At 63.9% G+C, this 25,003-nt stretch carries 20 protein-coding genes and 1 pseudogene; 14 read left to right on the top strand and 7 right to left on the bottom strand.

Annotated features, from left to right (window positions below; all coding sequences use genetic code 11):
• Window positions 1-23: 23 nt before the first annotated feature.
• The 6 genes and pseudogenes from IVB54_RS20210 to IVB54_RS41665 all read left to right on the top strand — a co-directional run.
• Complete coding sequence (locus IVB54_RS20210; RefSeq protein ID WP_018457835.1) at window positions 24-782, top strand: hypothetical protein; 759 nt, start codon at window positions 24-26, stop codon at window positions 780-782.
• Window positions 783-815: 33 nt separating this feature from the next.
• Window positions 816-1,622: an enoyl-CoA hydratase/isomerase family protein gene (locus IVB54_RS20205; RefSeq protein WP_018457836.1), complete on the top strand. Its 807-nt coding sequence runs from the start codon at window positions 816-818 to the stop codon at window positions 1,620-1,622.
• Window positions 1,623-1,734: 112 nt separating this feature from the next.
• Entirely contained in the window at window positions 1,735-3,207 is a 1,473-nt protein-coding gene (locus IVB54_RS20200) for a DASS family sodium-coupled anion symporter (protein ID WP_018457837.1), read from the top strand.
• A 226-nt stretch (window positions 3,208-3,433) separates the two neighbouring features.
• On the top strand, window positions 3,434-4,600 hold the full coding sequence (locus tag IVB54_RS20195) for a methionine ABC transporter ATP-binding protein (RefSeq protein ID WP_018457838.1): 1,167 nt from the start codon (window positions 3,434-3,436) through the stop codon (window positions 4,598-4,600).
• Window positions 4,590-5,255: a methionine ABC transporter permease gene (locus tag IVB54_RS20190; protein WP_018457839.1), complete on the top strand. Its 666-nt coding sequence runs from the start codon at window positions 4,590-4,592 to the stop codon at window positions 5,253-5,255. The genes IVB54_RS20195 and IVB54_RS20190 overlap by 11 nt, the downstream gene beginning before the upstream one ends.
• 191 nt (window positions 5,256-5,446) lie before the next feature.
• Window positions 5,447-6,085 (top strand): annotated as a pseudogene (locus IVB54_RS41665) (TonB-dependent receptor plug domain-containing protein); the annotation flags it as partial.
• Between the two features lie 137 nt (window positions 6,086-6,222).
• Here the strand turns inward: IVB54_RS41665 and IVB54_RS41660 are convergent.
• A complete protein-coding gene (locus tag IVB54_RS41660; protein ID WP_018457840.1) occupies window positions 6,223-6,387 on the bottom strand; it encodes a hypothetical protein in 165 nt (54 codons plus the stop codon).
• Between IVB54_RS41660 and IVB54_RS20185 the strand changes: the two genes are divergently transcribed.
• The 5 genes from IVB54_RS20185 (at window position 6,375) to mdoH (ending at window position 13,892) form a co-directional block, all read left to right on the top strand.
• Window positions 6,375-7,760 (top strand): TonB-dependent siderophore receptor, encoded by a 1,386-nt coding sequence (locus tag IVB54_RS20185; RefSeq protein WP_345946428.1) that lies wholly within the window; start codon window positions 6,375-6,377, stop codon window positions 7,758-7,760. The two genes, IVB54_RS41660 and IVB54_RS20185, sit on opposite strands and share 13 nt — an antisense overlap.
• 52 nt (window positions 7,761-7,812) lie before the next feature.
• Window positions 7,813-9,105 carry a siderophore utilization protein FsrB gene (gene fsrB, locus IVB54_RS20180; protein ID WP_018457842.1) on the top strand — a complete coding sequence of 431 codons (1,293 nt, stop codon included), beginning with the start codon at window positions 7,813-7,815 and terminating at the stop codon, window positions 9,103-9,105.
• A gap of 83 nt (window positions 9,106-9,188) precedes the next feature.
• The gene (locus tag IVB54_RS20175) at window positions 9,189-10,016 is read left to right on the top strand and encodes a hypothetical protein (protein ID WP_018457843.1); all 828 of its coding nucleotides are present in this window, start codon (window positions 9,189-9,191) and stop codon (window positions 10,014-10,016) included.
• A 235-nt stretch (window positions 10,017-10,251) separates the two neighbouring features.
• Window positions 10,252-11,760 carry a glucan biosynthesis protein G gene (locus IVB54_RS20170; RefSeq protein ID WP_026233450.1) on the top strand — a complete coding sequence of 503 codons (1,509 nt, stop codon included), beginning with the start codon at window positions 10,252-10,254 and terminating at the stop codon, window positions 11,758-11,760.
• Window positions 11,748-13,892, top strand: a complete 2,145-nt coding sequence (mdoH, locus tag IVB54_RS20165) for a glucans biosynthesis glucosyltransferase MdoH (protein ID WP_026233451.1) — start codon at window positions 11,748-11,750, stop codon at window positions 13,890-13,892. Before IVB54_RS20170 ends, mdoH begins: the two co-directional genes overlap by 13 nt.
• An 83-nt stretch (window positions 13,893-13,975) precedes the next feature.
• Here mdoH and IVB54_RS20160 read toward each other — a convergent pair whose 3' ends face one another.
• Window positions 13,976-15,172: a Xaa-Pro peptidase family protein gene (locus IVB54_RS20160; RefSeq protein ID WP_018457846.1), complete on the bottom strand. Its 1,197-nt coding sequence runs from the start codon at window positions 15,170-15,172 to the stop codon at window positions 13,976-13,978.
• A 456-nt stretch (window positions 15,173-15,628) separates the two neighbouring features.
• On the opposite strand from IVB54_RS20160, the gene IVB54_RS20155 reads away from it, so the two are divergent.
• Genes IVB54_RS20155 through IVB54_RS20145 form a run of 3 tightly spaced genes read left to right on the top strand, consistent with a single transcriptional unit; the run spans window position 15,629 to window position 20,226 of the window.
• The gene (locus IVB54_RS20155) at window positions 15,629-16,648 is read left to right on the top strand and encodes a TRAP transporter substrate-binding protein (RefSeq protein ID WP_018457847.1); all 1,020 of its coding nucleotides are present in this window, start codon (window positions 15,629-15,631) and stop codon (window positions 16,646-16,648) included.
• 15 nt (window positions 16,649-16,663) lie between these two features.
• The gene (locus tag IVB54_RS20150) at window positions 16,664-18,553 is read left to right on the top strand and encodes a TRAP transporter large permease subunit (RefSeq protein WP_247777488.1); all 1,890 of its coding nucleotides are present in this window, start codon (window positions 16,664-16,666) and stop codon (window positions 18,551-18,553) included.
• 23 nt (window positions 18,554-18,576) lie between these two features.
• Window positions 18,577-20,226 carry an acyl-CoA synthetase gene (locus IVB54_RS20145; protein ID WP_018457849.1) on the top strand — a complete coding sequence of 550 codons (1,650 nt, stop codon included), beginning with the start codon at window positions 18,577-18,579 and terminating at the stop codon, window positions 20,224-20,226.
• A 92-nt stretch (window positions 20,227-20,318) separates the two neighbouring features.
• On the opposite strand, the gene IVB54_RS20140 is transcribed toward IVB54_RS20145, so the two are convergent.
• The 5 genes from IVB54_RS20140 to IVB54_RS20120 form a co-directional block, all read right to left on the bottom strand.
• Window positions 20,319-21,296 carry a TRAP transporter substrate-binding protein gene (locus tag IVB54_RS20140; RefSeq protein WP_018457850.1) on the bottom strand — a complete coding sequence of 326 codons (978 nt, stop codon included), beginning with the start codon at window positions 21,294-21,296 and terminating at the stop codon, window positions 20,319-20,321.
• Between the two features lie 38 nt (window positions 21,297-21,334).
• On the bottom strand, window positions 21,335-22,648 hold the full coding sequence (locus IVB54_RS20135) for a TRAP transporter large permease subunit (RefSeq protein ID WP_007591091.1): 1,314 nt from the start codon (window positions 22,646-22,648) through the stop codon (window positions 21,335-21,337).
• A 2-nt stretch (window positions 22,649-22,650) separates the two neighbouring features.
• Complete coding sequence (locus IVB54_RS20130) at window positions 22,651-23,244, bottom strand: TRAP transporter small permease (RefSeq protein ID WP_018457852.1); 594 nt, start codon at window positions 23,242-23,244, stop codon at window positions 22,651-22,653.
• 165 nt (window positions 23,245-23,409) lie between these two features.
• Complete coding sequence (locus IVB54_RS20125; RefSeq protein ID WP_018457853.1) at window positions 23,410-24,207, bottom strand: MBL fold metallo-hydrolase; 798 nt, start codon at window positions 24,205-24,207, stop codon at window positions 23,410-23,412.
• Between the two features lie 13 nt (window positions 24,208-24,220).
• Window positions 24,221-24,997: a TatD family hydrolase gene (locus tag IVB54_RS20120; protein ID WP_018457854.1), complete on the bottom strand. Its 777-nt coding sequence runs from the start codon at window positions 24,995-24,997 to the stop codon at window positions 24,221-24,223.
• Window positions 24,998-25,003 lie beyond the last annotated feature (6 nt).

The raw sequence follows: 25,003 nt of genomic DNA, 5'->3' as shown, positions 1-25,003 counted from the left end.
GAAGACTCTGCTAACATCGCACCATGGGCTGGGCTGCAAGAACCGGAATAACCGTCGCAATCGCGGCTCTTGGCGCATTCGCGGCGCAGGATGCGCGCGCCGCGAATGGCGCCTATGCGGTCGATGCCGCCGACATTTCCGATGTCGGCTCCTGCAAGGTGGAAAGTTGGCTGTCGGCGGCTTCCAACACGGATTTTTCGGCGGTCGCCAATCCCTCCTGTGTCGTCGATCCCTTCAGGCCGATCGAGCTGAGCCTGCAGACCATCCGGGCCCGGAGCGGCGGCGACTGGAGCACGACAATCGCGCCAAAAGCCAAGACGAATTTCGTCCCGACCGGAATCGGCCGGTGGGGATTGTCGGCCTATGGCGGAGGATCGTTCGACGCGGCGACCGGCGAGGCGCTAGCCGCCTTTGCCGTCATCCCCGCGACCTTCCGCCTGTCGGAGACCATGCGCATCAACGTCAACGGCGGCTGGCTCTGGGATCGGACGGTGGATCGCCATTACCTGACCTACGGCATCGGCTTCGATTGGAAATTCACCGACACGCTGCAATGGACGATCGAGGCGTACGGGCAGGCCGGCGCCGCCGAGGTCGCAAGCATCGTGCAGCCGCGTTTCCAGACCGGTGTCCGCTACCGACCGAACGAGATATTCTCCGTCGATCTGATCTACGGCCGCAACATCACCGGCGAAAATGCCAACTGGATCACCATCGGGACCACGATCCGGTTTCCGGTCCATGGAAGCGAACCCGAACATCGGCGCACCGGGCATCTGTGAGCGCCAGGAAGACCAAGACCAGGGGAGTTTGCGTTGCCTGACTATGTCAAGATCGAGAAGGGCCTCGGGCCGGAGGGACGGATTGCGGTGGTGCGGTTCGACCGCGGCGACGGCATCAATGCGCTATCGCCAGAGGCTTTACGCCAGCTCACCGCGGCCGCGCGCAGTTTTGAGGATGACGCCGCAACCTCTGCCGTGGTGCTGACAGGCAGCGCGGCTGCGTTCAGCGCCGGCTTCGACCTCAAGGATGCCGAAGGCCGCGCGCGCAAGGACATGGACCTCGGCACGCTGCGGCGGCATCTCAAGCTCGGACCGCGCCTGACCCACGCCTGGCAGGAGATGGAGCAGATCACGATCGCCGCCATCGAGGGGTTTTGCGTCGGCGGCGGCGTGGCGCTGGCCGTCGCGCTCGACTTCCGCGTCATGGGACGCGATGCCCATCTGCGCGTGCCCGAGATCGGGCTCGGCATGAACATGAGCTGGCAGAGCATTCCGCGCATGCTGCATCTGATCGGCCCGGCGCGCACCAAGCAGGCGGTGATCCTGGCCGATCAGCGCATCAGCGCGGATGAAGCCTATGAGTGGGGCCTGGTCGAGCAGGTGGTCGATCCCGGCCATGCGTTCGATGCCGCGATGGAGCTTGCGCGCAAGGTGGCCGCGCAGCCGCCGCTCTCCGTTGCCATGACGAAACTCACGGTCAACCGGCTGGCGCATGCGCTGGATAATCTCGCCAGCCACATGGACGTCGACCAGTTCGCCCTGGCAAGCCTTAGCGAGGACCATAAGGAGGGCGTCGAGGCGTTCCTGACGCGACGCAAACCGAAGTTCAGAGGGCGGTAGAAGCCGGCCAGGCATTGATTGCGCCGCCGACTATCCGTATACGCGGCGCTGGGACAAAATAGGCCCGATCAACGGGCCGGCAGACGACAATGACGATCGAGGGGGAGGGCCCATGACCACTGGCACGCAGGCACCCGAGGCGAAAGGGTTTCGCTGGAAGCTGATCGCGCCGCTCGCGGTATGGCTGCTGATCTATCTGTGGCCGGTGCCCGCAGGGCTCAACGCCAATCAGTGGCACTATTTTGCGATCTTCGCGGCCGTCATCACCGGGCTCATCCTGGAATCGATGCCGGTCGGCGCGGTCGGCCTGATCGGGCTGACGGTTGCCGGCGTCGGCGGTTATATCGATCCCGATCCGACCAAATCGCTGCGCTGGATGCTGGCGGGCTTTGCCGAGAGCACGGTGTGGCTGATCGTCGGCGCCTTCGTGTTCTCGATCGGGTACCGCAAGAGCCAGCTGGGCCGGCGTATTGCGCTCGTGTTGGTGCAAAAGCTCGGCACCAACACGCTAGGTCTCGGCTATGCGGTGGCGATGTCGGACTTCTTGCTGGCGCCGGCGACACCGTCCAACACCGCGCGCAGCGGCGGCATCGTCTATCCCATCATCAGCAACATCCCGCGCATCTACGGCTCCGAGCCAGGACCGACTGCCGGCAAGATCGGCACCTACGTGATGTGGACCGCGTTCGCGTCGACCGCCGTCACCAGCTCATTGTTCTTCACCGCGCTGGCGCCCAATGCAGCGGCGCTCGCCATCGCCAAGAAGACCGCCGGAATCGACGTCAGCTGGGCGCAGTGGTTCATCGGCTTTGCGCCGCTCGGCCTGCTCCTGATGGTGCTGGTCCCGCTGCTCAGCTACGCGGTCTGCCGCCCCGAGGTGAAGAGCAGCCCGGAAATTTCCGAATGGGCATCGAAGGAGCTCGCGGAGATGGGCCCGATGTCGCGCAATGAATGGATCATGCTGGCGCTGATCTTGCTCGCGATGTTCCTGTGGATCGCGGGCTCGAGCCCGGACATCCGCGTGCCGCTTCTGGGCTCGAATTTCGTCAACGCCACCACCGTCGTGTTCATCGTGATCTCGCTGATGCTGGTGACGGGCGTGATCGAGTTTGCCGACATCGTCGCCGAGAAGGGCGCCTGGGAGGTGTTCTTCTATTTCACCTCGCTGCTGACGCTGGCCTCGGGCCTCAACGAGATCGGCTTCATCAAATGGTTCGCGACCGAATACGCAAAGCCGCTCGCCGGGCTGTCGCCGTCGACCGCAATGCTCCTGCTGGTCGCGCTGTTCTTCTGGATCCACTATTTCTTCTCGAGCATCACCTCGCATGCCGCCGCCGTGCTGCCCGTGGTGCTCGCGGTCGGATCCGGCATCCCCGACCTACCAGTCACGACGCTCGCCATGCTCTGCATGTATTCGCTCGGCCTGATGGGGGTGATCTCGCCTTACGCGACCGGGCCGGCGCCGATGTATTTCGGGAGCGGCTATATCGGCAAGGGTCAGTTCTGGGGTTTTGGGCTGATCTTTGGGATGCTCTATTTCGCGGGGCTCCTGCTGATCGTATGGCCCTGGTTGCAGGTCCACTGAGTCGGGCGGGAGGCAATGCGGCGGCAGATGAATTTTCTTCAGCGGGAAGACATTTGAAAAACTTCGTCCAACTCCCCGCAAATATCTGACATTGCCAGAGCGACCCGAAAGGGCGATTGTGCGTGCTGCGGTGCAGCGCGCTCCAGCCGAGTCCTCATCGCGGTTTCACTCTCCGTCGCTTGATGCGACCGTTCCCGGATGCCCAGGGGCAAGGGAACTATTGTGCATGAAGGCCGCCTCCATGAACGTCCACCCGTCGCTCGCGATCGGACAGCCGATCGAAAAGTTTGACGCGATCTCAGCTCACGCGATCTCACCTGCCGCGACTGCGTCCGACGCGATGGTCCGCTTCGAAGGCATCTCGAAAACCTATCCGGCCTATCGCGGCAAGCCCGGCGTCAATGCCCTGCAAAACATCGACTTCGCCATCCCGCGCGGTTCGATCACCGGAATCATCGGCCGCTCCGGCGCCGGCAAATCGAGCCTGGTCCGGCTCATCAACGGCCTGGAGAGGCCGACCACGGGCCGCGTCGTCGTCGATAACAGAGATATCTCGGCGCTCTCGGGCCGCGACTTGCGGCTGGCGCAGCGCTCGATCGGCATGATCTTCCAGCACTTCAATCTGCTGTCCTCCCGCACCGCTGCCGCCAACATCGCGCTGCCGCTGGAGATCGCCGGCTGGGCCAAGGCCGATATCCGCGCGCGCGTGGCCGAGCTGCTTGCGCTGGTGGGCATCGCAGACAAGCACGATCGCTACCCGTCAGAACTCTCCGGCGGCCAGAAGCAGCGCGTCGGCATTGCCCGTGCGCTCGCGACGCGGCCGAGCGTGCTGCTGTCGGATGAGGCGACCTCGGCGCTCGATCCGCAGACCACGCGGGCGATCCTCGATCTGCTCGCGAACATCAACCGCGAGCTGGGCGTGACCATCGTACTGATCACCCATGAGATGTCCGTGGTGCGCCAACTTGCGGGGGATGTCGTGGTGCTCGATGCCGGCCGCGTCGTCGAGAGCGGCCATGTCGCCAACATCTTCACCTACCCCAAGCATCCGATCACGCAATCCTTCCTGGCCGAAGTAATCGGAGACAGCCTGCCGGTGTCGCTGGCGAGCCGGATCGTTTCGGAGCAGCCTCCGGCCGGACAGGCCGTGATCCGCGTCAAGGTGCGCGGGGCAGGGGCCGGCGACACGATGGTGGCGCGGCTGGCGCGCGAGCTCGGCCTCGACGTGTCGCTGCTGTCGGCCCGCATCGACGAGATCGGCGGCCAGCATGTGGGCTCGCTGACGCTTGGTATCCCTCTCGGCATGTCCGGCGGCGAGGACGCGACGACGCGCACGCTGGCCTGGCTTTCACAATATCAATTCCCCGCGGAGCGTCTCGGCTATGTCGCCTGAACTCATCAACCTGATCATCCAGGCGACCGGCGAGAGCCTGTACATGGTCGGGCTCGCCGCGCTGATCGGCACCGCCTTCGGCCTGCCGCTCGGCGTCTTTCTCGCGACCAGCCGGAAAGGCGAGCTGTTCGCGGCGCCCATCGTCAATCGCGTGCTCGGTGCCGTCGTCAACGCGACGCGATCCACGCCTTTCATCATCCTGGTCGTCGCCATTATCCCGTTCACGCGGTTGGTGGCCGGCACCTCGATCGGATCGACGGCCGCGATCGTACCGTTGACGATCGCATCGGCGCCGTTCATCGCGCGCCTGGTCGAGGCCGCGATCCGCGAGGTCGATGGCGGCCTGATCGAGACGGCGTCCTCGTTCGGGGCCTCGCCGATGCAGATCGTGCTCAAGGTGCTGATCCCCGAAGCGCTGCCGGGTCTTCTGCTGGCGCTGACGCTCGCGGTTGTCAGCCTGCTCGGCTATTCCGCCATGGTCGGCGCCGTCGGAGGCGGAGGCCTGGGCGATCTCGGCATCCGCTACGGCTATCAGCGCTTCATGCCGGAGATGATGCTGGCCGTCGTCGTGGTGCTGATCGCGCTGGTGCAGCTCGTGCAGAGCGCCGGCGATTATCTCGCGCGCCGGGTTAATCGCCGGCTGCGACATCGCTGACGCCGTTTAAGACATTTCGAACAAGCAGGTTCTTGTCGGTCTGGAAGCATTCCAAACTTCGAGACACGACTGAGTGCATTCGTCGCACGCGTTGCGCACGCGTCTGGAGAAATTCTAACGCAGTTCCTATCGCACTCCGAAATCGCCTGCGTTAGGGCGAGGCATCAAAAACGATACCGGCGAAGCCGGCAGTGCGTGGGGCCTCGACAAACGTGACCGATTTCCAACTTGCTTCGCGTGCCGACACGCGTCGTCGACAGATACAGACTCTCTTCCTCGGAGCGGCCAGCACATTTGCTCTCGTCGTTCCCTTCGGTGCCGTGGAGGCGCAAACGCAGATCCCCGCCGTCACCGTCGAAGCCCCGGCTCAGCGCGCCCGGCCTGCAGCGGTCGCCTCAACGCGACAGTCAGCGGCGACACGCACCGCGCGCGCCAATCGTCGCTCTCCGTCGCAGCAAGCTGCGCCAACCCAGTCGGCATCCTCGAACGACGCCACCGGTGAACGCTCCAATGGTCCGGTGCGCGGTTTCGTTGCGACGCGCAGCGGCACCGCGACCAAGACGGATACGCCGCTGATCGAAACCCCGCAGTCCGTCTCCGTCGTCACGACCGACCAGGTCAGGAACCAGGGCGCGGTCTCGATCGGCGAGGCGTTGCGCTACACCGCCGGCGTCAGCGGCGACGTCAACGGCGGCTCGGACACGCGCTTCGGCGCCCTCCAGATCCGCGGCTTCGACACCACCATGTCGGGCCTCTATGTCGACGGTTTGCGGATTCCCTCCAGCAATTACGTGCACTTCAACGGCCTCGATCCCTATGGCGCCGAGCGTCTCGAGGTTCTCAAGGGCCCATCCTCGGCGATGTATGGCGGCAGCGGCACCGGCGGCATCCTCAACTACGTGACCAAGCTGCCGACGGCCCAGCAGTTCGGCGAGGTCTCGATCTCGGGCGGCAGCTTCAACCGCTATCAGGGCCAGTTCGACATGGGCGGTCCCGCCAACAAGGACGGCACCGTGCTGTGGCGCCTGACCGGCGTGGTGCGCGACGGCGAAACCCAGGTCGACTTCACCAAGGACAACCGCGTCTTCGTCGCGCCCGCCGTCACGTTCAAGCCGAACGATGACACCACCATCACGATCCTCGCCAACTACCAGCGCGACCGGGCAGGGTGGGGCCTCCAGTTCTTGCCGGCCTCGGGCACGGTGTGGCCAAACAACGGCCGCACCATCCCGGTCTCGTTCTTCGGGCGTGCCGAGCTTCAACGCGTTCAACACCGAGATCGCGACCGCCGGCTACCAGCTCTCGCACAATTTCACCGACAACATCACATTCCGGCAGAATTTGCGCTACGCCTACCAGCACAACGAGGAGAAGGTGTTTTTCGGCGGAGGCTATACCGACGAGGCCGCGGGACAGCTCGCCCGTTTCGGCAGCTACAGCAACTCCTACATCGACTCCTTCGCCGTGGACAACCAGCTCCAGGGCAAATTCACCACCGGCTTCCTCAGCCACACCACGCTGGTCGGGATCGACTATCGCAACACCAGATTCCGCGACACCGCCTTTGGCGTCACGACGTCCGCGCCCGAGATCAACGTCTTCAGCCCGGTCTACAGCTACGACTGGACCATGGGCGCCATGAGCGACGACACCGGGGTCAAGCAGTCGCAGGTCGGCCTCTACGCGCAGGACCAGATCAAGCTCGGCCGGCTCTCGTTCCAGCTCGGTGGCCGCCAGGATTTTGTAACGACGCAGGTCGGCAGCGGCATCTTCAATACGTCGGTCGCGAAGGATGCGTCGGCCTTCACCGGCCGCGCCGCAATGATGTACAATTTCGACAACGGCATCGCGCCCTATTTCAGCTACTCGGAATCGTTCCTGCCGGTGCTCGCGACCGGCCCGAGCGGACAGCTGCTCAATCCCGAGACCGGCGTGCAGTACGAGGTGGGCGTCAAGTACCAGCCGCTCGGATGGAACGCGCTGTTCACCTTCGCCGCCTTCGACCTGACGCGCGACAACGTCGTCACCTTTGCGCCTCCGCTCAACATTGCCGAGCAGACCGGCCAAGTGAAATCGCGCGGCCTCGAGCTCGAAGGCACGATGTCGCTCGCCGACGGCTGGAACCTGCGCGCGGCCTATGCCTATGTCGATGCAATCGTCACGCAGGATCCGGTGAATGTCGGCAAGGCGCCGGTCACCGTGCCGCTCAACCGCGCCTCGCTGTGGAACGACTATACGCTTCAGACCGGGCCGCTCGCGGGCCTGCAGTTCGGCGGCGGCGTCCGCTATGTCGGCGCGACCTGGGGCGATGACGCCAATACATTCAAGGTCGGATCCGCGACCGTGCTGGACGCGCTGCTCGCCTACACCAGGGACAATTGGCGCCTGTCGCTGAACGTCACCAATCTCGCCGACACCCGCTACGTCGCCGCCTGTTACAGCCTGTCGGGCTGCTTCTACGCAGAGGGACGCAAGGCCATCGGCAAGCTGACGTATCGGTGGTGAGGTCTAGGACGGTCCGGCAATGGCGGCCGGGCCTGCTTGATGAGAGAAGACGATGAGAGCGATATTCGGCAAGCTGCATCGCTGGGCGGGACTGCTCACGGCCGGATTCCTGTTCTTCTCCGGTATCACCGGGGCGATCATCTCCTGGGATCACGAGATCGACGAGGTCCTGAACAGCCATCTGTTCGACGTCAGCAGCAAGGGCCCGGCCATTCCCTCGATCGATCTCGCCAAGATGATCGAGCAGCGCGATCCCCGCGCGCGCGTTGTCTACCTGTTCATGACGCCGGAGGAGGGCCACTCGCTGTGGTTCTTCGTCATGCCCAGGATCGATCCCGCGACCGGCAAGCGCTATCCGCTCGACTACAATCAGATCTTTCTGGACCCCAATACTGGCGCCGAGCTCGGCCGGCGCTATTGGGGCGCGGTGTGGCCGGTGACGCGCGAAAACTTCGTCTCGTTCCTCTACAAGCTGCACTACACCATGCACATCCCGGAATTCTGGGGCAGCGACCGCTGGGGCATGCGCCTGCTCGGCGTGATCGCCATCATCTGGACCATCGACTGCTTCGTCGGCTTGTATTTGACGCTGCCCTCGCGCCGGCGCGCCCGGGCGGCGCGGGCACCCCAGGTCACGCGCCAGCTCGAACGCGGCTTCTGGGCGCGTTGGGCGCCCGCGTGGACCATCAAGACGTCAGGCAGCGCCTACCGGATCAATTTCGATATCCACCGCGCTTTCAGCCTGTGGACCTGGGGCGTGCTCTTCATCATCGCCTTCACGGCGTTCTCGCTGAACCTCTATTTCGAGGTGTTCTCGCCGCTGATGAAAATGGTGTCGAACTACACGCCGACGCCCTATGAGCAGCGGCCGTATCGCGATCTCGACGACCCCATCGAGCCCAAGGTCAGCTTCGCCGACATCGCCGCGCGCGCGGCGGTCGACGGCAAGGGGCGAGGGTGGACCATCCCGGTCGGCTCGGTCAATCACGGCCCGGCCCACGGCGTCTATGCCGCGGCCTTCTTCCACCCCGGCGACGATCACGGCGCCGGCGGCGTCGGCCCGGCGCAGCTCTATTACGACAGCGAGGACGGTCGTCCGATCGGCGAACGGCTGCCCTGGGTCGGCACCGCCGCCGACATCTTCGTACAGGCGCAATTCCCGCTGCATTCGGGCCGCATCGTCGGGCTGTTCGGCCGCATTCTGATCTCGGTCATGGGGCTGGTGGTGGCGGCGCTCTCGGTCACCGGAATCGTGATCTGGTGGCGCAAGCGCCGCGCCCGTGTCCGCGTGCGGGCGACGGCTGCGATGCGCCCAAGCCGGCAGCAACTGACGCCGGCGGAGTAGGGCGTTCGTCCGGCGCGGATGAACCTTACGGCCCGGCACCGGCACAAAGACTGGAGATCACTCCCCGCCTTTCCGGAAATCGCATGAGATCGCTTGCCTTGCTCTGCCTGCTCGTCTTTGCTACGCCCGCCGATGCGGCCACGCCCGAGCAGCATTATCTCGACCTGCGCGATCGCTACATCGCAAAGTTCTCGAAAGCTGCGGAGAACGACGAGACCTATAAGCAGCACGATGCGGCGCTCAAGGAGTTGACGGGCGTCCTGCGCGGCCTGGTGGGCCCCGTCGTGATCAAGGGACTGCCGGCCGACGGCAAGACGAATGCGGACACGCTCTTCAAGGGCGACTCCGGCTTTGGCCATCTCGACGGCCTCGGCTTCGCCTCCGAAGGCGACAAGATGCAAGCGGTGGCGACCACGACCGGCTTGCTCAGGCACTGGCTTCGCGAGCACCGCGAGGACGGCATGCCGCAGGAGATCGGCGCGGCCTTCAAATCGGACCGCTTCTACTATCAGGCGATCCAGGACTCCGCCTTCGCCAAATACGCCGAACTGCCGATCACGAAGCCCGCGGGAGCGAGCGCGGCCGTCGCCGTGCTGGGCGTGCGCGGCAATGGCGACCTGAAGGGACCGCCGCATGAAATCGACGTCGTCGCGATCCATGGCGACAAGGTCTTCTTTCTCGCCGCAAGCGACGCGGTGAAGACGGCTGAGATCCCGGCCTGCGAAAAGGTCTGGAAGCAGATGATGGCCAAACCCATCGACAAGAAAGACCCCCGCGGCGACATCACCCGCGAAGACAACGCGATGACCGCGTACACGGCGTGCTTCGCCAAGGAGGCACCAAGCCAGAGCTGGTATGCGACGGCGGTCAAGAAAGCGCAGAGCCAGCTGGAGTTGCTGCTCGTGCGCTAGAGCGATCATCCAGTTACCTTCGGGGCTACAACGTTGCGCGCCGCCCTGGCTCAAGAATGCGCAATCGGAAATTGCAGCTTGTCCTGCAGGCGCAACCAAGGCCAAGCAGCGCGAAATCGCCCCAAGCCCGCTCGACGAGGTCGTCGGCCACACTCCGCCCGGATTCGGCGGCGCTCGTGGAACTCGTTCGCGACGAGGGGGTTGCACTGCGGTTGGAACCGAACGGGTAGCACAGTTGAATCGCCGGCAATTCCTGGAAGCCTCGGCATTGACGCCATTGGCGACATTACTACCTGGCGCAGTCTCTGCGGCATCGGCGGCGGAGTTGCCGTTTGGTCCCTCTTATGTGCGCGACCTTGCCCGCAATTTGGCGAGTAAGCCCTTTGCGCCACCAGAGGAAAAGGTCCCGGACGCGCTCAAGGATCTCACCTACGACCAGTACCGGTCAATTCGCTTTCTGCCGGAGCGCGCGGCTTGGCGTAGCGAGAAGCTGCCCTTCGAGGTTCAGTTTTTCCACCGCGGCTTTTTCTATAAGAACAGGGTCGACATTTACGAGGTCGCCGGCGGACGAGCCGTACCGATCAGGTACCGGCGCGACGATTTTGCATTCGGCGACAATATCGGCCAGGTACCGGACGCCGATCTCGGGTTTGCCGGGTTTCGCATTCACGCCCCGATCAATCGCCCCGACTATTACGACGAGGTTTGCGCGTTTCTCGGCGCCAGCTACTTCCGTGCCGTTGCCAAAGGCGAGACGTATGGCCTGTCCGCGCGCGGTCTGTCGATCGATACCGGCGAGAGCAAGGGGGAGGAATTTCCCTTCTTCAAGGCGTTCTGGCTGGAGAAGCCCGCGCCGGGTGCCACATCTGTGGTGGTCCATGCGCTGCTTGACAGCAAGAGCGCTACGGCAAGCTATCGCTTCACGATCAGGCCGGGCGCTCCGACGGTCTTCGACGTGGAGATGTCGCTCTATCCGCGGATCGAGCTGCAGCATGCCGGCCTGGCGCCCATGACAAGCATGTTCTTTTTCGGTCCGAACGACCGACACGATGTCGACGATTTCCGCCCTGCCGTGCACGACTCCGATGGGCTCGCCGTGTTCAACGGAAAGGGCGAGCAACTCTGGCGTCCTCTCAACAATCCGCGCGATCTGCAAGCCAGCACATTCAATGATCTCAATCCTCGCGGCTTCGGCCTGATGCAGCGGGAACGAAACTTCTTTGCCTACGAGGACATCGAATCGCGCTTTGAGCGTCGCCCAAGCCTCTGGGTCGAACCGATCGGAGATTGGGGAGAGGGCAGTGTGGTCCTCTTTGAGATCCCGACCAAGGAGGAAGTTCACGACAACATCGCCGCCTTCTGGCGCCCGAAAACAGCTCTCCAGGCCAAGAGCGAAAACAACTACACCTACCGTCTGCACTGGGGTCCGGACGCGCCGAAGCCCAATTCGCTGGCTCGGTTCACCCGCACAGGCGTTGGCGCGCGGGGCGACGACAGCAAATTGTTCGTGCTCGAAATCGTCGGGGACGGACTGAAGGCGGTCGATCCCAACAAGGTAAGGGGTGCCGTCAGCGCCGACAAATCCGAGATCAAGAACGTCGTCACACAGCCAAACCCGGAAACCGGTGGCTGGCGCCTGAGTTTCCAGTGCGCCGTGAAGGACGCGCCGATCGAGTTGAGGGCGATCTTGATGCAGGGCGAACAGCCGATCTCTGAAGTCTGGGTTTACCGATGGGCGCCCTGACGACCTCGCCCGCGCTCTCGCTTGAGCTTGGCACTCGGTATCTTCCCGACGAAACGCCTCTCCCCATGCAGCCTTGCCGATTGGACCGGACTAACCGTGCCGATCCGGGGCGACTGCGGACCGCCCCTGCCGTTGCAGCGCGACGCCTGTTCATTCTTGGCGGAACGGTCGCGATTACCGCTGCGGGCGCTGTTGAGATGTACGATGTTCTCAAGGTTGGTGGCGTCACGGTCCTCGAAGGCATGGTGTTCGGGCTGTTTCTCGTGCTGCTCGCCTGGATCGCGTTTTCGTTCGTGTCTTCAGTCGCCGGTTTTTTTGTGCTCCTGCGGGGGCGACCGGATGTGCTGCCAATTGACAGCCAGGGTCCGCTGCCCACGATCACCGGCCGAACGGCGATGCTGTTGCCGACCTATAACGAGGATCAGCACCATCTCATGGCGCGACTCCGCGCCATGTACGAGTCGGTCGACGAAACCGGACAGGACCCGTTGTTCGATTGGTTTCTGCTCAGTGACACGACAGATCCGGACATCTGGATTGCCGAGGAGCTTGCGTTTCTGGAACTGCAGCGCAACTGCGGTTCGGGCCATCTCTACTATCGTCACCGATCCGACAACACCGCCCGAAAGTCCGGCAACATCGCCGAATGGGTGAGGCGGTTCGGTGGCGCCTACGACTACATGATCATTCTCGACGCGGACAGTCTGATGAGCGGAGAGACCATCGTGCGGCTGGCGGGCGCGATGGAATCGAACTCGCAAGCCGCGCTGATTCAAACGCTTCCGATCGTCGTCAATGCGCGAACCCTGATTAGCCGGCTTCAGCAGTTCTCGGGTCGTTTGTACGGCCCGCTGATCGCGGCCGGGAACACCTGGTGGCACGCCTCAGAGGGCAACTACTGGGGACATAACGCCATCATCCGGGTGCAGGCTTTTGCGCAAGAGGCGGGCCTGCCCGAGTTGCGCGGGAGGAAGCCTTTCGGCGGCCATATCCTCAGCCACGATTTTGTCGAAGCCGCACTAATGCGACGAGCGGGATGGGGAATTTTCATGGCTCCAGGTATCGGCGGGAGTTTCGAGGAGGTGCCCCCGTCGCTTCTGGATTTCGCGGCGCGCGACCGCCGCTGGTGTCAGGGCAATCTCCAGCATCTTGCCGTTCTACCGGCTCGAGGCCTGCACTGGGTCTCCAGGCTTCACCTGTTGACCGGGATCGGATCCTACCTCACCGCGCCGCTGTGGCTGCTGTTTCTATTGCTCGGAATCCTGACCTCCTTGCAGGCCTATTTCGTCAAGCCGGAGTACTTTCCCAAGGGCTTCTCGTTGTTTCCAACGTGGCCCGCACAGGATCCCGTGCTCGCCGCCTGGGTCTTTGCCGCGACAATGGGGCTGCTCATCGTGCCCAAATTGCTGGCCTACCTCGTTTTGCTCACCAAGCGTGCGGAACGGCAGGCATTCGGCGGCGGATTTCGCGTGCTGCTGGCGGTGGTCGCCGAGAGCCTGCTTGCCGCCTTGATCGCCCCCTCCATGATGATCTTTCAATCCACCGCCGTGGCGGAGATCCTGCTGGGCCGTGACGCGGGCTGGCAAGTGCAACGGCGAAGCGATGGCAGGATCACGCGCGACGAAGTCTATCGCAAGTTCACGGTGCCGACCCTATGCGGTCTGGCCATGGCGGCAAGCGCCTACGCCGTGTCGCTTCCGCTGCTGCTCTGGATGTCACCGGTGATCATCGGCCTGGTTTGCGCCATTCCGATCGGTCTCGTCACCTCGACGGCACCGCGAATGGCGCGCCTGTTTGCAACCCCGGAGGACAATCGCGTGCCGGCGCTGCTGCAGAGGGCGAGAGAGCTTGCCAGCCTGGATCGAATCGAGCCACACGGGGCCCTGATCGAACTTAGACAGAATCCCGCGTTGCTGGGACCGCACATGCAGTCCCTCGAAACGCCGCCGCGCAAATCGGGCCAAATCGACATAGATCTCGCGATCGGCCGGGCCAAGATTGAGCAGAGCGACGATTTCGAGGAAGTCGTCAGCAGCCTCAGCGCACGCGAGACGCTTGCCGTGCTGAAGCACCCACACGCCCTCGAGCAGGTCATGCGCATGCCGCGAGCTACCGCTTCCGCGGAAGTCTAGGTCATGGCGGTGTAGGACAGGGGTTGACGACCCGGCTGGGCTTGGGCCGAGAGCGAGATGTCTGCTGTGCGCGCGGTCCCAGCCTACAGCGAACTGCCACCCAAATTCCAGCCGCGACCACCCTCGCCAAAGATCTCGTAACCCGTCGCCGTCACCGCAACCGTGTCCTCGAGCTTGATGAACCCGCGCTTCGGATGCTTCATCGTGGTCTCGATCGACACCACCATGCCAGTTTCGAGCGGCAGCCGCGCATCCGTGTCGTCGTAGGGGATCGGACCTTTGGCCGTCAGGCGAGGGGCCTCGTGGCTGACGAGGCCCATGCCGTGGGCCAAAAACTCCGTGCAGTCGCGCTGGGTGATCTTCGCGAGCTGCCGCTCGGCCGCGACGTAGATGTCGCCGCCCATGGCGCCCGGCCTGACCGCCGCGAAGGCGGCGCGCTGGACCGCCTCGATCTCGGCCAGACAGTCCTTCAGCTCGGCATCGGGATCGCCGAGCACGGCCATGCGCGCGAGGTCGCCGATATAGCCGTGATAATTGCCGCCGGAATCGAGCGACAGCACGTCACCTTGCTCCCAGCGCTGCGCCGAGGGCGCCCGGTTGTGGCTGTTGCCGCAGGCGAGCAAGCAGTATTCGAAGGTCAGCCCGCGATTGGCTTCGGCGAGCCGCAAGGCGTCCGACAATTGCTGCTTGGTCGTGCCCGGCCCGTGCCCGGCGATCACCGCCAGCATCGAGGCGATCACCAGTTCGGACGCCGTCTTGAGCTTCGCAAGCTCGTCCGCCGACTTCACCGCCCGCAGCCGCTCCAGCACCAGCAGCGCGTCCTTGAGCTCGGCGCCGGGCAGGGCGTCACTGAGCGCCCGGCCCGCATCCATCGGCAGGAACGCCATCTCGACCCCGACCCGCTTCAGGGGCACGCCGGCATCGCGGATCAGGCTTACGGCCCGCGTAATCGCATCGACCGAGCCGTTGGACTCGGTCCGCACCTGCGCCACCCATGGCGGCGCCACGGCGCGCTGATGGGTTTCCAGACGGTGGCCGACATAAACCGCCTTGTCGGGTGCGCCCTTGGGATAGACCAGCACCGGCAGATAGCGGCTGACGCCGAGCGCATCCATGTAGTCGAAGAAGATCGCGCGCTCGGCACCCAGCAGGTACTGCACATTGTGCTTGGAGGTCGCGACCAGGACGTCGAGGCCGGCAGCCTCCATCAGGCGGTCGAGCTTGGCGGCGTCGAATGGAATGGCGCGCGAGCGGTCTGCGCGGGCGACGTTCTCCTGCATGACGAACCTCCCAATGCTGCCGTGGCGACAACCGCTGCGTCGGTTTGCCCGGGGATTTGTTGGCACAAGTTTGATCCGAAAGAGGGGTTCTGGGTAGCTGCGGAATGATCTGGCCTGACCTGCACAGCCATATCCACGATTCGCATAAGGTATATTATGGAATATCATTATATCAAATCAGATCAGTTATTTAGCTAGAATTCCTCTCATCGCACCTTCGTTCCCGGTCCATTTCCAGGCTGGCCGTCGGACGTGGTCCCGACTTTCGACGGCTACTGTGCATGGGGTTGTTTTTCGGTTTTTGAATCGGGCCGATGCCGCCGAAAGCCGATATTGCCGTGAGGATGTCCGGCTGCAATAAGCGAGGCTTCGCGAGATCGCAGATGACCTTCTGACCTTCCGTCCGTATAGGTTTGCATCTCAGAACAACAACAAACTTTCCGAGGAAGCAGACCCATGAGCTTTTCCCGCCGCACGCTTCTCAAGGCCTCCGCCGCGACCGCGGTCCTGGGCGGCCTCAGTGCGCCCCATGTGGCCCGCGCCCAGAGCGCCGAGTTCACCTACAAATACGCCAATAACCTGCCGGACACGCATCCGCTGAACGTGCGCGCCAAGGAGATGGCCGCGGCGATCAAGGCCGAGACAGGCGGCAAGTTCGACCTCCAGATCTTCCCGAACAACCAGCTCGGGTCTGACACCGACATGCTGAGCCAGATCCGGTCCGGCGGCGTCGAGTTCTTCACGCTGTCGGGGCTGATCCTGTCGACCCTGGTACCGGCGGCGTCCATCAACGGCATCGGCTTCGCGTTCCCGGACTACGGCACGGTCTGGAAGGCGATGGACGGCGATCTCGGCGCCTTTGTCCGCGGCGAGATCAAGAAGGCCGGGCTCGAAGTCATGGACAAGATTTGGGACAACGGCTTCCGCCAGACCACGTCGTCGAGCAAGCCGATCACCCATCCGGACGATCTCAAGGGCTTCAAGATCCGCGTGCCGGTGTCGCCGCTATGGACCTCAATGTTCAAGGCATTCGATGCGGCGCCCGCCTCGATCAATTTCGCCGAGGTCTATTCCGCGCTGCAGACCAGGATCGTCGAGGGCCAGGAGAACCCGCTGGCGATCATCTCGACCGCCAAGCTCTACGAGGTGCAGAAATACTGCTCGCTGACCAACCACATGTGGGACGGCTTCTGGTTCCTGGCCAATCGCAAGGCGTGGAGCAGCCTGCCCGAGGATGTGCGCACCATCGTCGCCAAGAACATCAATGCCGCAGCGCTCAAGGAGCGTGAGGATACCGCCAAGCTCAATGCCAATCTGCAGCAGGAGCTCGCGGGCAAGGGCCTGACCTTCAATCAGCCCGCGGTCGCGCCGTTCCGCGACAAGCTGCGCTCCGCCGGCTTCTATGCCGAGTGGAAAGGCAAATATGGCGACCAGGCCTGGGACCTGCTGGAAAAAGCCGTCGGCAAGCTGTCGTAACGCGTTGGAGCCGTCATGGCTCATCTTGAGGTCGAAGTGAGCGGAGTGGCGGGCGAGGCGGCTGTTCGGTCCCCTCACCGGCCTTCCTTGCTGGCCTCGACGGAGCGCGCACTCGGTCTCCTCGTCGAAATTCCGGCGGCCATTTTGGTGGTCGCCGAGATTGCGATCCTGTTTGCCGGCGTGGTCGCGCGCTACGGCCTGCACCGGCCGCTGATCTGGTCGGACGAGCTGGCCTCGATCCTGTTCCTGTGGCTCGCCATGCTGGGCGCGGCGGTGGCGTTCCGCCGTTCCGAGCACATGCGCATGACCGCGGTCGTCGCCAGCACCAGGCCGGCCACGCGGGCCTGGCTCGATCTGGTCGCGACCTGCGCGGCGCTGGCCTTCCTGGCGCTGATCGTCTGGCCGTCCTGGGACTACGCCTGCGAGGAAAGCTTCATCACCACGCCGGCGCTGCAGATCTCCAATATGTGGCGCGCCGCGGCATTGCCGGCCGGCATCTGCCTGATGGCGGCGTTCGCGCTGTTGCGGCTGCTGCGCGCAGTCGATTACCGCATGGTGCTGACGGCCGCGGTCGCCGTTGCCGTCGTCGTCGGCTTGTTCTGGCTGGCGCAGCCATATCTGCGGCCGCTCGGCAATCTCAACCTCGTCATCTTCTTCGTCGGCGTCGCCGGCTTCTGCGTCTTTGCCGGCGTTCCCATCGCGTTCGGCTTCGGGCTCGCGATCTTCGGCTATCTGGCACTGACCACGCGCACGCCGGTCATGGTACTGGTCGGGCGGATGGACGAGGGCATGAGCCACCTCATTTTGCTCTCGGTGCCGCTGTTCGTATTTTTGGGGCTCCTGATTGAAATGACCGGCATGGCACGGGCCATGGTGGCGTTCCTGGCCAGCCTGCTCGGCCATGTCCGCGGTGGGCTGCATTACGTGCTTGTCGGCGCGATGTACCTGGTCTCCGGCATCTCAGGTGCCAAGGCCGCGGACATGGCCGCGGTCGCGCCCGTGCTGTTCCCGGAGATGAAACAGCGCGGCGCCAAGCCCGGCGATCTCGTCGCGCTTCTTGCGGCCACCGGCGCGCAGACCGAAACCATTCCGCCGAGTCTCGTGCTGATCACGATCGGATCGGTCACCGGCGTCTCGATCGCCGCGCTGTTCACCGGCGGCCTGTTGCCCGGCGTGGTGCTGGCCATAACGCTGTGCATGTTGGTGTGGTGGCGCTATCGCCACGAGGACATGAGCCATGTCCGCCGCGCCACAGGCGGCGAGATCGGCAAGACCTTCGTCATCGCCCTGCCCGCGCTCGCGCTGCCCTTCGTGATCCGCTACGCCGTGGTCGAAGGCATCGCCACCGCCACCGAAGTGTCCACGATCGGCATCGTCTATGGCGCCCTGGTCGGCCTCCTCGTCTACCGCCGCTTCGACTGGCGGCGGCTGTTTCCGATGCTGGTCGAAACCGCGGCGCTGTCGGGCGCGATCCTGCTGATCATCGGCACGGCGACCGGCATGGCCTGGGGCCTGACGCAATCAGGCTTCTCGCGGGCGCTGGCATCCGCCATGACCGGATTGCCGGGCGGCGCGGCGACCTTCATCGCCGTCTCGATCCTGGCCTTCACCATCCTCGGCAGCGTGCTCGAGGGCATCCCGGCGATCGTGCTGTTCGGGCCGCTGTTGTTTCCGATTGCGCGCGCCGTCGGCGTCCACGAGGTGCACTATGCCATGGTCATCATTCTCGCCATGGGTATCGGGCTATTCGCCCCGCCCTTCGGGGTCGGTTATTATGCCGCCTGCGCCATCGGACGCGTCGATCCGGCCGAAGGCATCAGGCCGATCTGGGGCTATCTGCTGGCGCTGCTGGTAGGATTGATCGTGGTCGCCGTCTTTCCGTGGATCTCCATCGGATTCCTGTAGGCCGGCGCGTAAGGGAGGTGTCGATGAGCGAGCGGCAGAACCAGTACAATATCGGCCTCGACAAGACGCCCGCCAATTACGTGCCGCTGAGCCCGTTGAGCTTTCTCGCACGCAGCGCCGCGGTCTATCCCGATCACGTCAGCACAGTCTACGAGGGGCGCAGCTTCACCTGGCGCGAGACGCATGAGCGCTGCAAGCGCTTTGCTTCGTATCTTGCCGGCAAGGGTATCGGCGTCGGCGACACCGTCGCGGCGATGCTGCCGAACATTCCGGCGATGAACGAGGTGCATTTCGCCGTCCCCATGACCGGTGCCGTGCTCAACGCGCTGAATATCCGGCTCGATGCGCCTTCGATCGCATTTCAGCTCGACCATGGCGGCGCAAAGATCATTCTGGTCGACCCCGAGTTTTCCGGCGTGATCACCGATGCGCTGTCACAGATGAGTGGCCCAAAACCGTTCGTGATCGACGTCGACGACACCGCCTTCAAGGGCGGCGGGCGCATCGGCGAGATCGAGTACGAGGCCGCGCTCGCGCAAGGCGATCCTGACTTCGCGGCGATCCTGCCGGGCGATGAATGGGACGCAATCGCGCTGAGCTACACCTCGGGCACCACGGGAAATCCCAAGGGCGTCGTCACCCATCATCGCGGCGCCTATCTGAACGCCGTCAGCAATATTCTCGCGGGCCAACTCGGCCAGCATCCGGTGTACCTCTGGACGCTGCCGATGTTCCACTGCAACGGCTGGTGCTTCCCCTGGACCATCGCAGCCGCCGCCGGCATCAACGTCTGCCTGCGCAAGGTCGAGCCGACGAAAATCTTCGAGCTGATCAAGCAGCACGGCGTCACCCATATGTGCGGCGCGCCGATCGTCTACAACACGCTGATCAACGCGCCCGATGCACCGAAGGGCGATGCCGCGCGCCGCGTCGTCGGCCTGATCGCCGGTGCCGCGCCGCCGGTCGCGGTGCTCGAGGACGCCGAGAGCATCGGCATCAAGCTGACGCACGTCTATGGCCTGACCGAGGTCTACGGCCCCGCTTCCGTCTGCGCCGAGCAGCCTGGCTGGGATGATTTGCCCGCAGCCGAGCGCGCCAGCCTGAAGCGGCGGCAGGGCGTGCCCTACCCGCTCGAGGAAGCCGTCACCGTCATCGATCCGCAGACCATGAGGCAAGTACCGCGCGACGGCGAGACCATCGGCGAGGTCATGTTCCGCGGCAACATCGTGATGAAGGGCTACCTCAAGAACGACAAGGCGACGCAGGAAGCCTTCGAGGGCGGCTGGTTTCACACCGGCGATCTCGGCGTGCTCGACGCGCACGGTTACGTCATCATCAAGGATCGCTCCAAGGACATCATCATCTCCGGCGGCGAGAACATTTCCTCCGTCGAGGTCGAGGACATCCTCTACAAGCACCCCGCCGTGCTGTTTGCCGCCGTGGTCGCAAAGCCCGATCCGAAATGGGGCGAAGTGCCCTGCGCCTTCGTCGAGCTGAAGGACGGCGCAAGCGCGAGCGAAGCCGATATCATCGCCTTCTGCCGCTCGCATATGAGCGGCTTCAAGACGCCGAAGGCCGTGGTGTTCGGGCCCATCCCGAAAACGTCGACGGGAAAGATCCAGAAATTCCTGCTGCGCAACGAAGCGGGATCGGCGAAGGCAATCTCGAGCTGAGAGCCGCTTGTCTCGACCTCCGCGGCGGTTGGGTGTCGCCGCGAAGTCGTTGCGCAGTTTCGACTAGTCAGATTCGCCGGGCCCCCTCGACCTCACATCTTCTTATAGGCGTCAACCAGGGCCTGGCCGTCGGCTCCCGCCTTCTTGAGCCAGTCGGCGGTGAGCTGTTCGCCGATCCTCTGGAAGCCAGCCTTCAGGGCCGGGCTCGGCGGCTCGACCGTCATGCCCTTGGCCTTGAGCTGATCGATGTACCAGGTGCTCTTGTCCTGCCAGGCCTTCCAGCCGCGGGTTTCCGCGGTCGCGGCGGCCTTGAGGATGGCCTCCTGGGTCGGCTTGTCGAGCGCCTCGAACGCAGCCTTGTTGACGAAGGTGTAGTCCTTCGGGATCCAGGCTTGCACGTCATAGAAGTACTTCAGCGACTCCCATGCCTTCGCATCGTAGCCCGTGCCGCCTGACGACATGAAGGAGTTCACGACGCCGGTCGCAAGTGCCTGCGGCAGCTCGGCGGCTTGAATGGTGACCGACTGCGCGCCAACCAGTTCGCCGATGCGCGCGGTCCCAACGTTGTAGGCCCGCCATTTAAGGCCCTTCATGTCTTCGATGGTCGCAAGCGGCTTGCTGACATAGACGCCCTGCGGCGCCCACGGCACGACGAACAGCAGCTTGAGCCCCTGCGCCTCCAGCTTCTTCGTAATCAGCGGCTTCGACGCCTGGTACAGCTTCATGGCATCCGGGAAGCTGGTCGCCAGAAACGGCACGACGTCGACGCCGAATACCGGATCCTCGTTCTCGTGGATCGACAGCAAGACTTCGCCCATCTGCGCCTGCCCGGTCATCACCGCGCGCTTGATGTCGGGCGCCTTGAACAGTGAGGCGCCCGGATGAACCGTGATCTGGAGCTTGCCGGACGTGCCGGCTTCGACGTCCTTGGCGAACGCGACGAGATTCTCGGAGTGCGGATTGTCGGCCGGATATGCCGCCGGCAGATTCCATTTGGTCTGAGCCAAAGCGGGTGTCGCAGCCAGCACGGCGCTGGCGATCAAGGATGCGCGGAATAAACGAGACATCATCGGGCTTCTCCTCACAGTCAATTTCAAAACCGGTACGCTCAGTCTGGGAAAGCAAGCTTGGGCAGGAACATCACGATCTGCGGATATTCCGTGATGATGAACACGGCGGCGAGCAACAGGACGAAGAACGGGAACGCCGCCCGCGCGACGGTCAAGGTATCACGCCCGCTCATGTTCTGGAGCACGAACAGATTGAAACCGACCGGCGGCGTGATCTGCGCCATCTCCACGTGGATGATGAGATAGACGCCGAACCAGACCAGGTCGAGACCGGCCTGCTTGACCATCGGCAGCACGATCACGGCGGTCAGAACGATCATCGAGATGCCGTCGATCAGGCATCCCAGGATTATGTACATGATGCTCAGATACAGCGCGAGCATGCCCGGCGTCAGCTGCTGGCCCTGGACCCAGGTGGCGAGCGCCGCCGGAATGCCCGTATAGGCCATCGCTGCGGTCGTATAGGCAGCGCCTGCCAGGATCAGCATGATCATGCAGGTCAGGCGCGTCGCGCTCATGATGCTCTCGAGGAAGTTCTTGCGCGTGAGCGTGCGGCTCCACCACGCCAGCAGCAGCGCGCCCGAAACGCCCCAGGCGGCGCATTCCGTCGCCGTCGCGAAGCCGAGCACGAGGGAGAGGAAGACTGCCAGGATCAGCAACAGGCAGGGCGCAAGCCTGGCCGACTCGCGCAGCTTCTGGCGGAACGGCATCGGGGGATCGCGCGGCGGAATCTTCTTCGGGTTCAGCAGCGACCAGATGATGATGTAGCCCGAATAGAGCACCATCACGAGCACGCCCGGCAGGAAGCCGCCGAGGAACACCTGAAGCACGGAGACATTCGCGGTGACCGCATAGACCACCATCGGGATCGACGGCGGGATCAGCAGGCCGAGCGTGCCGGAGCCCGCGAGCGAGCCTAGACTCAAGCCCTTATCGTAACCACGCTTGTCCAGTTCGGGCAGCGCGATCTTGCCGATGGTCGCACAGGTCGCCGCCGACGAACCCGACACTGCCGCGAAGATGCCGCAGCCGATCACGTTGACATGGGTCAGACGCCCCGGCAGCCACTGCACCCAGGGCGACAGGCCCCGGAACATTTCCTCGGATAATTTGGTGCGGAAGAGGATCTCGCCCATCCAGATGAACAACGGCAGCGCAGCCAGCGTCCATGACGAGCTTGCGCTCCATGTCGTGGTCGCAAGCACGGAGCCGAGCGGCAGGCTCGTGGTCAGCGCCATCGCCACGAAGCCGACAAGCCCCAGCGAAACCGCGATCCAGATGCCACTTCCCAGCAGCACGATCATGACGCCGAGCAGAATGAACGATAGTTCGATCATGCCGAGATTGGCCATCGTCAACCTCCGCCGCCCTGCGATATCCGCTCGATGAATTCGTCCGGAGTCTCGTCCGGCGAGCCCTTCTCGTAGCTCGGCCGGTTGCCGCTGATGACACTGACCATTTCATCAATGAGCGCGATCGAGAGGATCACGAGTCCGCCGGAAAACCCGAGCTGCGGAATCCAGAGCGGAAGCGCGACGACGCCCTGCGCCACGTCGTTGAAGCGCCAGGAATCGTAGGTCATCTGCACGGCATGCCGGGTGAAATAGAGGATGAAAGCGGCGGCAATACCAAGGGCCACGACCTCCGCCACCTGTTTGGAGCGCCCATGCAGACGCTCCAGCAACAGGCCGACCCGGATCATCTCTCCGCGCTTGAAGGTGTGAGCGAGGCCGAGGAATGCCATCGCGGCCATGCACCATGAGGCGAAATCATCGCCGGCGGGAATGTTGACCGCAAACTGGCGCCCGATCGACATGATCATCATGATTGCAAAGATCGCAACCATGAAGGCGCCGGCGGCGTAGCCCGCACCGAGATAAAGGAGATCTAGCGCGCGTCGCACCGGCCCCCGGCTCGTGACATCGTCCCCTGCCAACGCGATCCCCATCCTCATACGAAGCGATTCAGAAGGTCCCGGCGATCGCACGTCGCGCGCCGGTCCTGCATGAATATCGCCCCTGCCCAGCGCCTGTCTTTCAGACGTTAGATCAACATGATGGGGCTAGCGCAAGCAAGGAGTATGCCGGCTCTCGCCGGAATTTCCCCCGCAGGTTCAGCGGGTCTCCAGCCGCAGCCCGTCATACGCGGGCACCACTCCCGCCGGCAGCGACTGCCGGATCACCTCATAATCGACGTCGGCCGTCATGTTGGTGATGACGGCGCGCTTCGGCCTGAAGCGCTCGATCCAGGACAACGCGTCGTTGATGCTGAAATGGCTGACATGGCTGGTGTAGCGCAGGCCATCGACGATCCAGAGATCCAGATTTTCCAGGGCGCCCCAGCTCTCGCGTGGGATGTCGTTGAGATCGGGCGTGTAGGCGGCATCGCCGATGCGATAGCCCAGCGCGGGAATGTTGCCGTGCTGCACCAGGAAGGCCGTCATCGTCACCTGGCCGCCCTTCCCCTGAATGGTCTGGCTGTCACCGGCCTCGATCGACTGCGCCGTCAGGATCGGCGGATAGTCGCTGCCCGCCGGTGAGACGAAGCAATAGGAGAACCGCGACATGATGTCGTTCGCAGTCGTCTGATTGAGATAGGTCGGAATCCGCCGGCGCATGTGCATCACGACCGAACGCAGGTCGTCCATGCCGTGGGTCTGATCGGCGTGCTCGTGGGTCAGGAACACGGCATCGATGTGGTCGACATTGGTCGAGAGCAATTGCTCGCGCAGGTCCGGCGAGGTGTCGATCACGATACGCGTGGTGCCCTCGCCCGATGTCTGCTCGACCAGCAGCGAACAGCGGCGACGGCGGTTCTTGGGATTGTTGGGATCGCAGGCACCCCAGCCGAGTGCCGGACGCGGCACGCCGGCGGAGGAGCCGCAGCCCAGGATCGTCAGCGTCAGCGTCATGCGGCTCCCAGTTCTAAGGTTTCACCCTGGAGAACAGGCGAAAGAAGTTTTCGCTTGTCTGGCGCGAGATCTCGTCAAACGACACGCCGCGTGTTTCGGCGAGCACTTTTGCGACCTCGACCACATAGGCCGGTTCGTTGCGCTTGCCCCGGTACTTGCCCGGCGCAAGGTAGGGCGAGTCTGTTTCAACCAGAATACGGTCGGACGGCAGTTCGGCCGCAAGCGCGCGCAAGGCCTCGGACTTCTTGAAGGTCAGGATGCCCGTGAAGCCGATATAGAGCCCGAGCGAGACCGCCTTCAGCGCCAACTCGCGCCCGCCGGTGTAACAATGCAACACCGCGCGAAACGATCCCTTTGCCGTCTCCTCTTCAAGGATACGGCCGCAATCCTGGTCAGCCTCGCGGGTGTGGATCACCAGCGGCAGGCCGGTGGCGCGGGCGGCGGCGATGTGGGCACGAAAGCCCCTCGCCTGCGCCTCCGGCGAGCCGTTGTCGTAGAAATAGTCGAGCCCGGCTTCGCCGAGCGCGACGACCTTGGGATGCTGCGTCAAAGCGATCAGCTCGTCCGGCGCGATGCCGTCTTCTTCATCAGCGTTATGCGGATGGGTGCCGACCGAGCAATAGACGTCGTCATAGCGCTCGGAGATGGCCAAAAGCTGGTTCAGTTTCCTCACCCGCGTCGAGATCGTGACCATGCGGCCGATGCCGGCCGCTCGCGCCCGCGACACGATCCCGTCGAGATCCTCCGCAAAATCCGGAAAATCCAAATGGCAGTGGCTGTCGACCAGCATGGTGCG

Origin of the sequence: Bradyrhizobium sp. CW1, assembly GCF_023100665.1 — a bacterium.
Classification (GTDB): Bacteria; Pseudomonadota; Alphaproteobacteria; order Rhizobiales; family Xanthobacteraceae; genus Bradyrhizobium; species Bradyrhizobium canariense_D.
This window is presented reverse-complemented; position numbering and strand designations above follow the sequence as displayed.